General features: G+C 71.6%; 8 protein-coding genes. 3 read left to right on the top strand and 5 right to left on the bottom strand.

The window, feature by feature from the left end; all coding sequences use genetic code 11:
- The 3 genes from sufU to ACWEOO_RS07945 are packed head-to-tail and all read left to right on the top strand — an operon-like array spanning position 1 to position 1,449.
- Entirely contained in the window at positions 1–459 is a 459-nt protein-coding gene (gene sufU / locus ACWEOO_RS07955) for a Fe-S cluster assembly sulfur transfer protein SufU (protein WP_452142357.1), read from the top strand.
- Positions 452–838 (top strand): metal-sulfur cluster assembly factor, encoded by a 387-nt coding sequence (locus ACWEOO_RS07950; protein WP_359929254.1) that lies wholly within the window; start codon positions 452–454, stop codon positions 836–838. The genes sufU and ACWEOO_RS07950 overlap by 8 nt, the downstream gene beginning before the upstream one ends.
- Positions 835–1,449, top strand: coding sequence for an acVLRF1 family peptidyl-tRNA hydrolase (locus tag ACWEOO_RS07945; RefSeq protein ID WP_452142356.1), 615 nt, complete (start codon positions 835–837; stop codon positions 1,447–1,449). Before ACWEOO_RS07950 ends, ACWEOO_RS07945 begins: the two co-directional genes overlap by 4 nt.
- Here the strand turns inward: ACWEOO_RS07945 and ACWEOO_RS07940 are convergent.
- From ACWEOO_RS07940 to ACWEOO_RS07920, 5 genes are all read right to left on the bottom strand, one after another.
- Positions 1,437–1,946: a hypothetical protein gene (locus ACWEOO_RS07940; protein ID WP_452142355.1), complete on the bottom strand. Its 510-nt coding sequence runs from the start codon at positions 1,944–1,946 to the stop codon at positions 1,437–1,439. The genes ACWEOO_RS07945 and ACWEOO_RS07940 overlap by 13 nt on opposite strands.
- A complete protein-coding gene (locus ACWEOO_RS07935; protein ID WP_452142354.1) occupies positions 1,943–8,392 on the bottom strand; it encodes a hypothetical protein in 6,450 nt (2,149 codons plus the stop codon). Before ACWEOO_RS07935 ends, ACWEOO_RS07940 begins: the two co-directional genes overlap by 4 nt.
- Positions 8,393–8,503: 111 nt before the next feature.
- A complete protein-coding gene (locus ACWEOO_RS07930; RefSeq protein WP_452142353.1) occupies positions 8,504–9,070 on the bottom strand; it encodes a hypothetical protein in 567 nt (188 codons plus the stop codon).
- Positions 9,071–9,073: 3 nt separating this feature from the next.
- Complete coding sequence (locus tag ACWEOO_RS07925; RefSeq protein ID WP_452142352.1) at positions 9,074–9,613, bottom strand: hypothetical protein; 540 nt, start codon at positions 9,611–9,613, stop codon at positions 9,074–9,076.
- A 45-nt stretch (positions 9,614–9,658) separates the two neighbouring features.
- Positions 9,659–16,396, bottom strand: a complete 6,738-nt coding sequence (locus tag ACWEOO_RS07920; protein WP_452142351.1) for a hypothetical protein — start codon at positions 16,394–16,396, stop codon at positions 9,659–9,661.
- Between the last annotated feature and the right edge of the window lie 50 nt (positions 16,397–16,446).

Below are 16,446 nucleotides of genomic sequence, written 5' to 3'. Positions count from 1 at the left end.
ATGCAGCTCGACAGCCTCTACCAGGAGATCATCCTGGACCACTACCGGACCCCGCACCACGCGGGCCTCGCGGACCCGTACGACGTGGAGGTGCACCACGTGAACCCGTCCTGCGGGGACGAGGTCACGCTCCGGGTCGAGCTCGACGGCGACACGGTGAAGGCCGTTACCCATGACAGTGTCGGCTGCTCGATCAGCCAGGCAGCGACGTCGGTGATGTCGGACCTGGTGATCGGCAAGCCCGTGTCGGAAGGTATGGCGACGTACGAGAAGTTCCTCGAACTGATGCAGGGCCGGGGGAATGTCGAACCCGACGAAGAGGTCCTGGAGGACGGTGTGGCGTTCGCGGGCGTCGCGCAGTTCCCGGCCCGGGTGAAGTGTGCACTGCTGGGCTGGTCCGCGTGGCGGGACGCCACCGCGCAGGCCCTCGCAGCCGACCAAGGAGTGAGCAATGCCTGACCAGACCGACGAGAAGATCGAGCTGCCCGAGGTCGACCTCGAGGCGGCCGCCGCCCCGGCAGGGACGACACCGGCCAAGGTCGAGGACGTCACCGAGGCGCTGAAGGACGTCGTAGACCCCGAGCTCGGGATCAACGTCGTCGACCTCGGCCTGATCTACGGCATCACCGTCGACGACACCAGTACGGCGACCATCGACATGACGCTGACGTCGGCGGCCTGCCCGTTGACCGACGTGATCGAGGACCAGACCCGGATGGCGCTGGACGGCCTCGTCAACGACTTCCGGATCAACTGGGTCTGGATGCCGCCGTGGGGCCCGGAGAAGATCACCGACGACGGCCGCGACCAGCTGCGCGCCCTCGGCTTCAACGTGTGAAAACCGTCTCGGTGGCGCCGGGCCGACTGGACAGGTGGCTGGACGGCTTCGGTGAGCGCCACGGTGCGGTGCGGTACGACGTGACGCCGTCGAGTGTCACGTTGTCCGCGGAGGACGGTGCGTCTGCCGTCGTCGCCGTACCCTTCGAGCCCCTCGCGGTGTTGTCCCGCGAGGGGCTCGTCGCGCATGTCCTGACCGACCGGCGGCTCGGCGTGCTGCTGGTGCGGCGCGGCGGCTACGGCGCGGGTGTGTTTGCCGGCGGCAAGCTTCTCGACTCGAAGGTCGGGTCGCGGCACGTGCAGGGGACGACCAAGGCGGGCGGCTGGTCGCAGCAGCGGTACGCGCGCCGGCGGGACAACCAGGCGCGCGAGGCGTTCGCGGCGGCGACCGAGGTCGCGGTGCGGATCCTGGCCCCGGCGCGCCTCGACGTCCTCGTCTGCGGCGGAGACCGGCGGGCGGTCGACACCGTGCTCGACGATCCTCGCCTGAAGGAACTCGGCGCACTGGTGCGGCCGCCGTTCCTCGGCGTACCGGATCCGAAGCAGAAGGTTCTCGAGCAGGCCGGGCTGGACGCGCTGGCGATCCGGATCGACGTGGATCAGGCGGAGTAGCTGTCCCGTACGGCGAGCAGGCGATCCACCCGGAAACGGCCGGGCTCGCGATCCCGTTCGGCCCGCCCGGCGTCGGTCCAGAACGCTTCCTCGGGTACGGCGTCAGCGGCCGGCGGGACGAACTTCAGCACCTCCCGCACGGCCTGGTGCGCGTACTCCATCACGGTGCGCGCCGCCTCGGACCGGTCGTCGGCCGGCACCTCACCGGCAATCCGGTCGGCCACCGCGAGCCACTGTCCGGCGTCGACCAGCTCCGACGGCTCCGGCCCGCCGAAGGTCGTGCTGTCGTCGAGGCCCTGGTACGGCGGTGAGAACAGGTACTCCCGCTCCGCGCCGCAGCCCGCGCACGCACCGACGTACCGCAGGGCTCCGTCGTGGACATCGTGCTCCCAGGACGCCTGATCGGAGCCGCAACCGGCGCACGCGGTGAGGTCGAGGTAGAGCGACACCTCGGTGGTCGTCCGCGCGATCGCGTACGGCGGGTCGTAGCCGTTCACTCGATGGTCATTCCGGTCGCGGGGTTGGCGGTGTGACTGCGGCGCATCGGTGCGTTCGAGACCCGGGTACGGCTGACGCGCGAGTCCGTTTCGGCGAGGGCTGCTGCCGGGATGCCGTGCTGTTGCAGGGCGTCGACGACCGCGCTGGTGAAGCGGCGCGGCGAATCCGGTGTGTGCAGGGCCCTGAGGTCGACCCGGCCCTCGGCGAGCAGAGCCAGCCGCGGGTGCAGGGTCGCGAACGCGGCCGCAAAGCCGTTGTCGCCGCGGCCGGTCATGGTGCCGTCGGGATGCGCGACGTAGACGGTGCGGCGGCCGTTCGCCTCCCGGACCGCCAGCCGTACGTTGACGTCGTCGCGCCTGGCCTGGTCGAGGGCGTCGACCAACGGCTGGTACGGGTGCTGCGCGTCCGCGTCCACGGTCACCTGGACGGTCGGGACCCGGGCGGGCTTGGTACCGGCTCGCTGACCGGCCTCCATCCGATCCCGCATCGCGTCGTACTCGTACCGGTACATCGTCAGGTACGCCTCGCCCGACGCGGCCCGCCGTAGCGTGTCCGCGCGCTCCACCTTCGGGCGCTTGCGCCGCCCGAGCCGGAGGCGCTCGAAATCCAGGTGATAGTCCGTGCGCACCTTCACCGTGACGACCTGCCCGGACTCGTACACCCCGGTCTCGTGCCGCGCGCCGACGGTGCCGGTGTCCTGCTGACTGACGCGGCCGCTGCTGGAGAGGCTCGTACTGAGCTCGCCGCCCGGCGTACTGCCGCCGATCGTCCGGGACCCGGGCAGCATCTGGTTGCTGCGTGCGGTGAGCTGGCTGACCTTGTGCCCACGGGTGTTCTCGCCGAGCTGGGCGGTCAGGTCCTCGTCCGGATCCGACACCAGTTCCAGGCCCGAGATCTCGGCGCGGACCCGGACGGTGACCACTCGCGCGGTCTCGCCGGGGACGGCGAGCGGTACGAGTTCGTACCCCGATTCGCCGGCCATCGACTGGAACTCGACCAACCGGTTCGCGGCGCTGAGCTCCGACTCCAGGGTTGTCGCGTGCATCCGGACGCCCTCGGGCGTGAGCATGTCCGACTCGCCGAGGCGAGCATAGGCGGCCTCGAACAGGGCGTTGTCCTCCGCGTCGCCGGTCAGGTACGGGAGCGTGGCCTCGGGGAGGTAGCGCTCGGGCAGGACGACGGGCCGGTGGTCGTCCGGGCCGAGCTGTGGTGGAGCCGAATCGAGTACGGACGCGGGTACGGCCAGAGCCAGCCGCCCGGCGGCGACCCGAGTCGTGGTGGAAGCGGTCTTGCCGCCCGGCTCCGCCGAGTCCTCGATCTCGACGACGAGCTGGAAGTCCCGCTCGACGCGCGCGGTCTCGATCGCCAGGCCGGTGTTGATCCGCGTGCTCGCCTCGCTGCTCGACGCGGTGGTCGACGTGCTCAGTTCGCCGCCGACGCCCGCGGTCGCCGGAATCCCGTCGGCGGCCGAGCCGTCGAGCGAACCGCCGTACGAGGTGCCCTCGGTGACGCTGCGGGTGCGGTCGCGGAGACTCCACAATTGGACGAGGCCGTAGCCGTTGCCGCTCTGGCCCCGCGTGCCGCCGACCTCCGTGGTCGGCTCGCCGACGAACCGCAGCCGCATCCGGACCCGGAGGTTGCGGGTGCCTGAGCCGTCCCGGAACGGGAGCTCGCGGACGAAACCGCGCGGGTCGAGCATGTCGTCCAGCTGGTTCCGCCAGCGCGTACCGGCCAGGTCGCCGCGCAGCGCGTTGACCAGGACGGGATCGTCCAACGCGATCCTGGAGTGGTCCGCGACCGCTGCGGTCACCGCGCGGAACGGGTCGGTGTCGTTGCCGTTCCCGTCCTGGAAGGAGGCCTGCTCGACCTGCGCGGCGCCCATCGTCTTGTCGTAGTGGCGGGGGAGCTGCGCCGCGATCCGCAGCTTCGCGAGCTCCTCGGCGCTGCGCAGTACGGCACCCAGGCGCTGATCGGGCCGCTGCGGCAGGCCGGCCGCCTTGCGGACCGCGGTCGACAGGACCTCGTTGGTGTGGCCAACGGCGAGGTCGTCGGTCGCCCCACGCTTCTCGATCCGGTAGCGACGCAGCAGCGCGGTCGTGGTGCGGCGGGGGAGGTCCAGGTTGCCGTTGAGTACTCGCTCCACCGCGTCGGACACCTGGTGCAGCGGGAGGTCCAGTTCGCGACGCCCGTACGACAGGAGGGCCTCGCGCTCGGGGAGCGTGAGCAGTACGGCGCCGTGGTCGAGCGCGATCTGCTGCGGCGCGGCGCCACCCGATCGGAGCTGGGCCTCGAGGACGAGATCGCCCCAGAACTGGTAGTGCTGCCCGTCCCGCATCAGCGTCCGCTCGACGCCGGTGGTGGCCGACTCGGACGCGGTCGACGACACGCTCGTGGTCCGGGTCAGCCCGAGCGAGCCGCCGTACGACTGGCCGTCGGCGGACACCGCGCCGGTGCCGCCGCTGATGCCGGCGGTCGTGGCGGCGGACGTGCCCGTCGTGCTGCCGGTGGTCGCCAGCGTCACGTTCAGCTCGGCGACGATCGGCTGCCCGGATCCGACGTACCGGAGGTTCTCGACGCGGGTGCTGATGCTCAGGGCGGTCGGCCGTGGGGTCAGGCCGCGTTGCCGGATCGCGTCGAGCGGGTCGGACGGCAGCGAACCGACGGCCAGGCCGGTGCGGTACTCGGTGCTGAGCAGCTCCGGCCGGGAGATCAGGTTCCGCGGGGCGAGGAACGCGTTGAGGTGGTGCAGCGCCGCGCTGTCGGGACGGCCGAGCGCCGGTACGGCGGCGGTCAGCCGGCTGATCGGATCGCGCGCATCGACATGGTGGATGGTTGCCGTCTGCAACAGGTTGGGCTCGACCTTGCCGCGGACGGCGACCGCGGTCTGCTCGGGTCCGCGGCAGAACTCGCTGTCCAGCCAGACCTTGGCGCTGCCTTCGGCCGACGTGATGGGTGCCGCCGTACCGTCGGACGTGATCTCGCTGACCGTGATGGTGTGCGGTACGTCGAACACGGCGACCGGCGAGCTCGACTCGGCCACCGTCATCCGGTACACGCCTCGACTGGACGACCACGTGAGCGAGCGGCCCTGTGACGTCCGGCCCACCGAGGCGCCTGCCTCGGGTGTGGTGCCGGCTCGGCCGGCGGCCGGAGCATTGCTCAGACCCAGCTTGGCCGACCACGGCAGGCTCCGCGCGCGAGTGCCGGTGCGTCCCGACGTACTGACGCCGATGTCGACGTTGACAACCATGTCGTTGTCCGCGACACCGATCGGCGTCGCGCGCTCGAAGTGCTGCCGCAGGGAGATCTGGTAGGACCTGACCCGCGGCGCGTGACCGGTGCGGTGCTCGGTGAGCTGGAAGGTCAGCCGGTCCTGCGCGGCATGGTCGTAGCCGGTTTCCAGCCGGTGTTTGGCGATCTGCTGACAGGCGCGTTCCCAGTTCTCGGCGCGGCTCACGACGACCGCGGGGTCCGCGCCGGCGAGGTCCTCGGGCAGCGGTTGGCCGTGCTCGTCGAGCGGCGGGATCATGCCCTGCCGCGACAGGTGCTGGAGGAAGCCGTGCAGTGCCTGGTCGCCGCCGGTGAGGTCGCGGATCATCGCCGGTCCGGCGCCGCGCAGCTGGCCCGGTTCGTTGCCGAGCCAGGTCGGGAGCCGCAGGGGAGCGTCGGTCGGCAGCGGGTCCCCGCGCAGGAGCAGGCGGTCGTCCGCGCCACGTCGTACGGCGCCGTTCTCGTCCCGTACCAAGGCCGCGGCAGGGACGGGGAGGCCGTAGCGGAACGCGTCCCGCTCCGCCATCCGCAGGCAGGCGTCGCCCTCGCCGTTCACAGTGAACGACCCGGTGCGATCGAGGCGGTGGACCGTGACCTTGTGCCGCAGACGCACCTTCACGCCGACCGTCGGTGCGATCCGCTGGGTGCTCCACCGGCTGCCGAGGTCGGCGGTCGACGCCGTCTCCTCTTGGCTGGTGTTGCGGCCGGCGCGCAGTCCGGGGCCGAGGTCCGCGGTCGTCGAGCCGATGCCGGAGATCGCCGTACTCGCGTTCAGGCCGACGGTGCGCGACGAGCTGAACGTCTGGCTGCCGGACGCGCCGGTGTTGCCGACGCGCCAGACCTCCAGCTTGTGGTCCGGTGAGCTGTCGCTGGTCAGCTCGGCGGAGTCGAGCTCGACGGTTGTTTCCAGCTGGGCCCACGCGACCGGCCGGCCGCCGCTCGTGATCAGCCGCCAGACGCCGCCGGGGCGGGTGGTCTCGTCGAGCCGGATCATCCCGTCCTCGGCGATCAGGCTGCGGACGCGGTCGTGACCGACGCGATCGAGGGAACCGAGGCGCTGCTGGAGTTCGGCCGTCGTCGTGTCGCACAGGTCGTTGAGACCGTCGACGCGGGTGGCCATGTGCTCGGGCATCGCAGTACGGCGTTCCGCGCTCGAGCCGAGTGCTTCCAGGCTGGTGGTCTCGGTCGGCGGCGGGACGGTGTAGGTGTGGATGAAGCCGAGGTCGAGCGTGGTCGCGTCGCGACCGGCGCCGGTGTCGACGAGGTTGGGTTCCGACCAGTCGGCGGTCGCGGACTCACGGATCCGCCAGATCCAGCGGGGGCGATCCGCGCGGTACCGGAGGAACTCGCCGCGGAGCGCCTCGATCGCGCCGGTCTGCGCGAAGTCGGTCGCGCCGCCGCTGACCGTGCGGCCACGGCCCTGGCTCAGCTCGGCACCGGGGGAGACGAACGTTGCGGCCGCTCGCAGCTTGCTGCCGTCCGGCAGCGCCTGGGTCATGAACCCCAGGCTGGCGTTGGCGGACGCGCCGGAGTTCTGAGCGGCCGCGGTGGCGACGCTGAACCCGCCCTGGACCACCTGCCCGACCTGCGCCTCGTCGATCGCTAGTGGGCTGTCCAGTACTTCGTGAAGCTCGCCGGCATCAAGGTGCAGGTGGACCTGCCGGACCTTGCCGACGCCGGCCCGCGGGTCGTTGTCGATCGTCAGCACGAAACCGTCCGGCGACAGGATTCGTCGGCTTTCACCGCGCAAGGTTCGATGCAAGATGTCCGTTGTGAACAGCCCGGGCTCGCCCAGGGCGTCGTTGAGTTCGCCGCACAGCTTGCTCAGGTACGGCAGCCGGCCTGACGGCAGTCCGTTGTGCTGAACGTCCTTGGCCGGGAGGGTGGCCGCCGTTGCGCGTTCGTACGCCTGAACCTCTCGTACGGCGGTGTCGCCTCCTGTTGCCAGGGCGCGGCCGGCTTCTGCGGCGGTCCTGGCCTGGTCGGCTGCGGTGGTGCAGGCGGTGGCGATCTGGGTGTGGCGGTCGGCGACGCGGAGGCGCGCCTCGGCGCGGACTCGGAGACGGCGGGCGCGTTCGCCGGCGGACGAGTCCCGCATCGCGGCCTCGGTGTCGGCGGCCTCGAACAGTTCGGCGGCCTGTTCGCGGGCGGCGGTCGCGCTGGCGGTTCGGACGTCGGCGCGGAGATCGTGATCCGTCGCCGCGGACTCGAGCTCGGCGACCTGTCGGCGTACCCACGCCTGCAAGCGCTCCTCCGGCGTGGTCACCGGCGTCTGCGGCACCTCCGGTACGACGACCTGCACGCCGGCCCACGGAACACTCGGCGCCGGATGCCCACCCTGCCGAATCGCACCGGACAGCGTCTGCAGCTCGGCCTCGACCTCAGCCAGCGGCCGGGTCCCCAACCCGTCCCGGGTCTCCCGCCACTCCACCCCCAGCCGGCGAAACTCCTCGTACTGCCCTTCCACCCGCCGATCCCGCTCGTCCCGCACAGCCCGAGCTTCCGCCCGAATTCCGCCGAGGAACCGCCGGATCCCACCGAAGAACCCACCCACCGCCACCCGCTCCGCACCATCGGAGGAGGCGCTTCGGCCGTTCGGCCGCCCACCGACGGCGCGGCGGGTGCCGCCTGGGGACCTGAGAGTCGACGCCGGCGGCTGTGCTGTCAGGCGCTGGAAGTCACGTGTCAGGGCTTGGGTGTTGGCGACCAGGTCTGCGGCGAAAGGACGGTCCGAGTTCGACTGGCGGGCTCTGGTGCTGGTCAGGCGGTGGAGGTCCGAGTCCGTTTCGAGGGGGTTGCCGTCGAGGACGTGCTGCAGGAGGGCCCGGGCCTCGAGCTGCTGGGGCTCGGGGAGGGCCGGGAGGTCCAGCAAGGTGTCCAGCGCCGCGGTTGCGCCGTCAGCCGGCGCCCCGCCTCGGCTGCGGTCGAGTTCGGCGCCGACGAACGCCACCGCCTCGGCGACCAGCCGGTCGTCGGAGACCGCGGCGGCACGACGCTCGAGCCGGCGTTCCAGCCGGCGCAGGGCCTTGCGGGCCAGCCGTTCGTGGGAGTGCCGCAGCCGCAGCGTGCCGTCGCGGAGCGCCAAAGCATCCGGCGCGACCACACCGATCGCGAGCCCGAGCGCCTGGCGCGCGCGGTCCCGCGGGCTGTCCTGCGTGCTGGCAGCAGTCGTCAACGCCAATCTCCCCGTTCAGATCACCGGACGGGGAGATTAACAACCAGCTGTTCACGTTCGCGCCATAAATCCCACCACAGTGGTTAACAATTGCCGGTGGGGTTTGTCACATCAGGAATCGCTGTACAACGCCCGGAAGTCCGACAGTGTCCCGCGATACGTCTCCAGGTCGTCCTCGAGCCGCGCGCGCGTCACCACGAACGGGTCGTCCGCCTTGAGATCGGCGCCGTACGTCGTCCAGATCTCCGAGTCCGGCACCTCGTCGCCGCCCTCGGGCAGGAACTTGATCGCCTCCGCGATCGCCTCCGCGGCCAGCTCGAAGCTCAGCTCGACGAAGTACCGCTCCTTCCCGGGCTCGCCGTTGTAGGCCAGGTCCGCCTCGACCCCGCGTTCCCAGTACAGTCGCCCGACCGCCGTCCACTCCGCCGCGTCGATCAGCCGCGACCGACCCAGTCCCCAGTGCGCGCCGCTCAGCGTCGCCGACTTCTCCGAGGCGTACGGGATCGTGATCTCGCCGACCGGCGACGCGTAGATCCAGGCGTCCGGGCCCTCGGTCGTGTTGACGCCGGGCTCGAAACCGGGCGCCGGCGTCAGCTCCACACCGAGCTCCGGCGCGGCCTGCGCGCGGGTCAGGGCCACGTAGATGTCGGCCTCCATCAGGGTCCTCGCGGTCAGCATCGGTTATCTCGCTCCTGTTTCGCTGATCTGAGTGGCCAATTCGCCGTACGCGTCCCGAGTCACCAGCAACCTGTCCAGCCGGAACCGCCCGGGATCGGCGTCCCGGACCGCCTGTCCTTCCGGTGTCCAGAACTCGTCGTCCGGTACGGCGTCCGCGCCGGCCGGGACGAACTTGATCACCTCGACGACCGCGGCCCGCGCGACGGCCAGCACCCTACCGGCCTCGGCGGGATCTGTGGGGACGGCGGCCGCGGCGGTGTCGGCGACGTCCAGCCACTGGCCCGCGTCGATGATCTCGGAGGGTTCCGGACCACCGAACGTCGGCCACCCCTGCACCGCGGTCTCCTGCGCGGGCAGACCGAAGAGGTACTCGCGCTCGGCCGAGCACCCCGGGCAGACCGCCAGGTAGCTGGACGCCGGCTCACCGTCGATCTGGACCAGCGCCTGCTCCCAGGGCGCCTCGACCGACCCGCAGTCCGGGCACGGATGCAGCTCCAGGTACAGCTGTGCCTCGTCCCAGGTGCGTGCCACCGCGAAGGCCATGAAGCCCCTTTCGCTCGAGAAGTAGTCGGGTTCCCATCATCGCCGTCACGGCCCGGTGATGCCCTGCACCGGGCCGGGAGTCGCGATCGTCCAGCCCGAACCGACCGTGGTGCGCGCTCCCTGCCCGGTGCCCGGCGGCAGCGCGCGCGCCGCCGTCGTGTAGTCGAGCGCCTTCAGCACGTCCCGCGGTACACCTGCCTTCTCCAGTTCGCCGGACACCTTCGCGCTGAAGCTGCCGTCCGGTCCGGACGTGTTGTACAGCTCGCGCAGGTCGACCCGGCCCTCGGCCATCAGCGCCAGCTTCGGATTCAGGGTGGCGAACGCGGACGCGAACCCGCCGTCGCGGTCGCCGACCATGGTTCCGTTCGGCAAGGCCTGGTACTTCCGCTCGCTGCCGTCGGCCTGCTGGACCAGCAGTACGACGGGCTTGCGCTCGGACCTGGCCCGGTCGAGGGCGTTCAGCAGCGGGCGGTACGGCTGGAAGACCGCACCGTCCTTGCCCTGCCCGTACTCGGTCGCGGTGATGTCCGGGCGCCCGAGGTCCGCGGGCCGCGCCTCCAGCCGCGCGTTCGCCAGGACGGAGTCGAGCGACGCGCCGGCCTCCATCTGCCGGAGTCCCTCCAGGTACTGGTGCCAGCGCATCTCGACGAACATCTCGCCCCGGGCCAGGTCCGGCAGGTGGGTGGAGTCCCGGACGACGGGTTCGCCGCGGCCGTTGTCGGTGGTCGTCCGCACCGTGGCGTCGTACACCAGCGGGATCCGGACGACGACCATCGTGCCCGCGGTGAACCTGCTCTCCTCCTTGCGGGTGCCGTCCTGGTCCGAGGACTGCTCCCGGAGCTGTTCGCCGACCGAGCCACTGACCGAGACGAGTCCTCCGTCGACGCCGGCGGATCCGGTGGCCGGGGCCAGGCGGTTGCTGCTGGTGGACGCGAAGGTCTTGTCCTGACGGCGCCACACGCGGCCGCTCTGACCGTCGGCGAGGCCGACGAACTCCCAGCCCGCCGGGGTCGCGTCGATCCCGACACTGACCATCGTCCGCCCGTTGCCCGGCTTCGCCATCGGCGGCAGCGAGATCCCGTCGCCGAGCAAGCGGCCGGCCTTGGCCTTCAGCGCGGTCGGCTTGAGGTTCGACCGGATCAGGTGCCGGTACTCGCGCGTTCCGCGCTTGCCGAGTACGTCGGGACGCGCGAGGTACTCGGTCAGGTTCTCGGCCAGCTCGTTGCGCCGGGTGCCGTTCCGGGCGTGCAGCGCGGCGCGGATCACCATCGCGCCCTCCGGCAGCCGGGACGGGCGGTGTTCAGCAACCTCCTCCAACTCCTGCGCGGCCTGCGGACGCGGGCCGTCCAGCAGCTGGTCGCGTGGCACCCACAGCACCATGTCGGCCCGCACCTCGCGCCGCGCCGACACGGTGGTGACTTCGTCCGGGTCGATCCGGCCCAGCTTCCAGCGGGCGCTGGCCATCGCGGCCGCGCCGGCGTTGCGAACTCGGACGACCTCGGTCTCGAACACGATCGTCCGGTGTGCCTTGTCCAGTTCGTTGCCCAGCCGGTCGATCGTGGTGTTCTGCTCGCCGCTGCCCTGCGTCTCCGTCGAGGTCAGGTCGGTCGAGACGCCGACGGATCCGTCCCCGAGAGCGCCGGGGGTCTTGCCGTCGATACCGCCCGAGACCGTGACGGTACGGCTCGCCGATCGGTCGAGCTGCTTGTAGTCGTAGTTCTGCCCGATGCCCCAGACGTCCTCCTTCGGGAGCAGGGGAGTGCCGTCCTTGTCGACCGGTACGCCGTCGACGGTGAGTTCGCCCTCGTACCGGGCCCAGACTTTGACGAACAGCACGTCCGGGCGTTCCTGCCCCTGGATCGGCACCTCGATCGGTACCTCGAACCCGTCCGCACCGAGCATGTCGTCGAGGTGGCCCTGGTAGCTGTCCGGGCCTAGGTCGACGTTCAGCGCGCCCTGGAGCACGCGGCTGGCGTCCCGCAGGCCGGGGGCCAGCTCGTCCACCTGCGGACCCACCAGCGCGCGCAGGTCGACCCGCTGATCGGTGCCCTCGACGGTGATCGACTCGATCTGGGCCGCGCCGAGGCTGTCGTCATACGCCTCGGACGCGTGCATCACCCGGCGGCGATCCGCCTGCGCCTCGACCCGCTGCGTCGTCGATTCGAAGCGTCGGGACTCGGTCGAGGCGCGCGAAGCCCGGACCTTTCCGTGCTTGCGGAGCTTCGCGGTCAGCTGCTCGGTCGTGTGGTCGGCGGCGAGGCCGGTGGTGGCGCCCTCCTTCTCCTTCACGTACCGGCTGAGGAAGCGGCTCGCGACCCGCTGGCTGATCGGCAGCTTGTCGTTCAGATACCGCTCGGCCGCGTCGGCGGCCACCCACAGGGGCAGATCCAGCTTGCCGGCGCCGTACAGCTCCAGCGCGCGCCGTTCGGCCAGCGCCTTCTGCGCGATCGCGTCCGGCAGTTCGATCGACCGGATCACCTGACCGTTGTGGACGATGTCCGCGGTCATCTTGTGCCGCTCGATGAACTCGTGGTGCGTACCCGTGTTGACCAGCAGCCGCTCGTCACCGGACGTCTCGCTGGTCGCGACGGACTCGGAGCGGCCGCCGGTGCGACCGGCCGAGACACCGCCGGACGTGGCGGCGCCACTGGCCTGGGTCACACCGAGCCGTGCGTCGCCGCTGACCCCGCCGCCCGCGGACCGGCCGGACGTGGAGCCGACGTCGGTCATCGTGAAGTTGATGTCCAGGGTGTTCTCCTGGCTCATCGCGACGTGCGTGAGGCTGACCGCCTCACCCCGGATCACGACCTCGTACTCCTGTGGCAGCAGCGTCCCGTCCTGGAACGCGTGCGCCGGGCTCCCCGGTGCGCGGACCACTACGAACGGCAGCCGGTACTCGCCGTTCATCCACTCGCGGTTCGCGACCAGGCTCGTCGGCGCGAGGGCCTCGTGCAGCGCCGGCAGCGCCGTCGAGTCGGACCTGATCGCCGGGATCGCCTTGACCAGTTCGTCGGCCGCGTTCCCGGCGTCGACGGCGACCGGGATCGCCTGCTCGACCGCCAGGTGGTGCGGCGGCTTCGGGTCCTGCTCGTACACGGGGGTGTCGGCCCGCGTCATCGAGCTGTCGTACGCGACCTCCATGCTGCCCTGGACGTCGGCGATCGGCTTCGCGTCACCCCGGTCGGTGATCTCCGCGAACGTGATCCGGACGTTCTGCTTGATCCGGTCGAGCGGCTCGGTGCTCTCGCTCAGCGTGACGCGGTTGACGCGCCGTCCGGCGGTCCAGCTGAAGCTGCGGCCGATCGCGTTCCGGCTGAGCTTGATCCCGAGCCGTCCGGCCCACCCGCGGTGGCCCTCGTCCGGACCGTCGGAGGCGCCCGCCCCGGCGGACAGCGGCACCCCGCGGGACCGGTTCGACGTCCGCCCGGTGGCCCGCGAACTGATGCCGAGCAGCACGACGTTCTCGTTCGTGCTCGTACCGGCGCTCTCGACCGGGAACTGATCGGTCGCGGGGTCGGTCTCCTGCGTGACGGACAGCCGGAACGGCCGCCAGCGCGGCGTACCCGCGAAGCCGTCGTCCTCGAGCATCACGATCAGGCCGCCCTGACAGGCCTGGTTGATCCCGGCCTCGATCCGCGGCGCGCTGATCGTGTCCCTGATCCGCTTGTAGTTGGCGATCTGTTGCGCGCTGGCCGGCTCACCCGGCCGCGCGACCAGGCCCATCTCGGCCAGCTGCGTCAACGCCTGGTGCTGCGTCTGCTCGGCGCCCTGGAGTTTCTGCGGAAGCGCCTTGCCGACACCGCGCATCTGGTTCTCGCCGCGGCCGTGCCACGGCGGCATCTTCGGCGGCGTCGTCGACGGCTCGGCGTCTCCCCGGAGCAGGACCCGCCCCTTCGCATCCAGCTTGGGCGTCTTGCCGTCGTCCTCCCACTGAACGGCGTTCCGGTCCGCGCGACCGCCGACGCGCAGCAGGTCGTTCTCCGCGACCCGTACCAGCGCCTTGGCCTCGCCGGTCTCGACGATCGGCTCGGCCTTCGCATCGCCGACCTTGCGCAACGTCGCGCGGACGTTCAGACCGAGCCGCATGCCCTGGGTCGGACCCTGGTTGCGGTGCACGGCCGGGGTGATGGTGGTCATGCTGACGGACTGGCCGCCGGACCGGGACACGTTGCGTCCGGCCGAAACACTCGGCCCCACGGCTACTGGCGTGCCGAACACGTTGCTCAGCGCACTCGCCGCGGCCACCGGGCTCACCTTGGAGGGTGTGCCCGGGAACCCGACCGAGCCGGTGCCGGTCACCGACGCGGTGTACGTCTGGCTCGCGTTGACCCCGGCGAAGTCGACGAGGACCTCTTCCTGCCACATCTCGGAGCTGGCCTCGCCGACGAGTTCCGCGTTGCTCCAGACCGGTTCGACCTCCCAGGTGAGTTCGTACTCCGTCTCGCCGCGGGCAGGGATCCGCCGGGTGAGGCCGCCCGGCTGACTCATCTCGCGCAGCAGGCGCTCCGAGTCGTTGACCATCAGGCCGGCGATGTGGTCGTACGAGACCCGGTCCAGGTCGCCGTACTGCTGCTGGGTCCTGCGGAACAGGCGGTCGGTGACGTCCTGCAGGCCGTCGATGCTGGTGACCGCGAGCCGCGGGAACTCGCCGGTGACGTCCTTGCCGTGGCCGAGTTCGGCGAGCGTGACGGTCTGCGCCGGCGGCTTCACCGTGTACGCGCTGGACACCCAGGTCTGCTGGCGGCCGGCATCGATGGTCTCGACCGCGGACCAGGGCTCGCCGGGGGAGCGGCGTACCTCGACCTGCCACTTCCCGGACCACTCGTACAGAATCGACTCGCCGCGGTTGTCGTCGACCCAGCCGGCCTGGTGGTGCGCCGTCGCGCCGCTGCTCTCGGCGAGCGAGCGGCCGCGGGACACCTCGACGCGCGGCGAGACGAGCTGCCCGGCGGCGTGCAGCGGTGTACCAGGTGCGGCCATCGCCAGCAGCGGGCCGAAGTTGACGCCGACGTTGATGTTCGACGAATGGGTGTCCGTGGTGCCGAAGCCGATCCCGCCCTCGCCGAGCGTGCCCGACATCTGCTCGGCCATCCGGAAGTCGATCTTGTCGAGTTCGGTGACGTCGTCGGCGACCAGCACGACCCGCACCTCGGTCAGCTCTTCGCCCGGGGTTTTCGGACCGTCGGGGAGGGTCAGCAGCATCCCGTCGCGGGACATCAGCCGCTTGTACTCCGCCGCGGGCATCTGCTCCGGGGAGCGGTCGGCCACCTGGGTGGCGATGCCGTTCCTGGCCAGCACTCGGTTGATGTCGTCGATCGGCAGCCTGAGCTGGTCGCCTTCCGGGACACCGGTCAGCAGCAGGTCCTTGGCCGGCATCGCCTGGCCGAGGCTCTGCTCGTACACCGCGACCTGCTGCTTGGCGGCGGCAGCGAGGTCGGCGATCCGGGCCTGCGGGCCGTCCGCGTCGAGCTCGGTCAGCAAAGTCTGGTATCCCGCCAGGGCGGCGCGGGCGTCGGTGGCGGCCTGCTCGTACGCGCCGGCGATCTCGGTGTGCCGGCCGGCCTTGTTCTGCGCGGTCCTGGCCGCGACCCGCAGTTGCCGGGCGCGCTCCGGCGCCCCGCGGTCGCGGGCCTTGGCCTCGTCGGTGGCGGCCTTCTCCTTCTGCGCGGCCTCGTCGGTCGCCGTTCGCGAGGTGTCGCGTTTGTGCGCAGCCTTCTCGTCGAGATCCGCGACCGCGGCCCGGAGGGTCTCGATCTGCGTCACGACCTCGCCGCGCAGGTGCGCGGGGGTGTTCCGCGCCGGCTTCGTCGCGGCCTCGGCACGTGCGGCGGCCCGGCCGGCGGTGACCGCGTCGGGGGTGAGGACCGCGCCCGAGTTCCAGGGCAGCGCCGGCTCGGCGCCGCCGTGCCGGCGGATCGTCCGGCCGAGTGCCTCGATGTCGCGTTGCAGGTCGGCGACGCTCCGCGGCCCGCTCGGCTGCCCGTGCGCCAGCGTCTCGGCGCGGGCCTCGTGCCAGTCCCGGACCAGCCCCTGGAAGGCGGCCTCGTCGGCCTGCAACCGGCGGTCGCGGCGCTCGTGGCTGAAGACCGACCGCAGCCGGCCGAGGACCCCGCGGGACGCACCGGCCTCCGCGGCGGCCATCTCCTGGCTCATCAGCGTCAGTTGGTGGGTGTAGACGTAGCGGACCTGCTCGTCGCTGAGTCCCGGCGGAATCCGCAGGACACTCGGGTCCGCCTCGGTACCGGCGCGGATGACGCCCTGGCCCATCGCGCCCAGCGTGGTGTCGCCGACCTCGATCCGGAGCCGGTGCGGTACGCCGGACGCGCTTGTCTGCAGGATCGCCTGGTTCGTGCCGTGGTCGATGGCCGGCTGGTCGGTGACGGCCCCGGACAGGGACTGCCGGTCCATACCGGCCAGCACGTCCAGCGCATGGGTCTCGGTGAGCGGTGGCTGCGTGCTCGGACGGCTGCCGATCGACAGACCGGTGCCGCGGATCTGCGCCGTCCAGACGCGCCGACCCTCCGCGCTCCGATGCCGGCTGCCGACCTGGGCGCGATGGCGTCCGCGCCGCGGTGCGGGCGACGTACCGACGCCGAGTAGTTCGGCCTCACGGTTGATCGCGGCCGAGGCGGACACGACCGTGGAGGTCGCGACGTTGTGCGGCGGCCTGGTCATCCGGCTGAGGCGCGCGGCCGACTCCGGGTCGTCCGGCGCCGCGCCGGTGAGCGCGACCGTCAGCAACGCGCCGGCCTCGGCCCGGCGGGACTGATCCAGCCCGGGCACGTGTAGGTACCGGTCGAGGGCGTCGGCCGCACCGCGCGCGGGCAGTTCGC

The organism is Kribbella sp. NPDC004138, from assembly GCF_053603655.1.
This window is presented reverse-complemented; position numbering and strand designations above follow the sequence as displayed.

Excerpts from the sequence above, each read along its gene's own strand:
- sufU (WP_452142357.1), top strand. The coding sequence starts at position 1 with ATGCAGCTCGACAGCCTCTACCAGGAGATCATCCTGGACCACTACCGG.
- ACWEOO_RS07950 (WP_359929254.1), top strand. The coding sequence starts at position 452 with ATGCCTGACCAGACCGACGAGAAGATCGAGCTGCCCGAGGTCGACCTC.
- ACWEOO_RS07925 (WP_452142352.1), bottom strand. The coding sequence starts at position 9,613 with ATGGCCTTCGCGGTGGCACGCACCTGGGACGAGGCACAGCTGTACCTG.
- ACWEOO_RS07930 (WP_452142353.1), bottom strand. The coding sequence starts at position 9,070 with ATGCTGACCGCGAGGACCCTGATGGAGGCCGACATCTACGTGGCCCTG.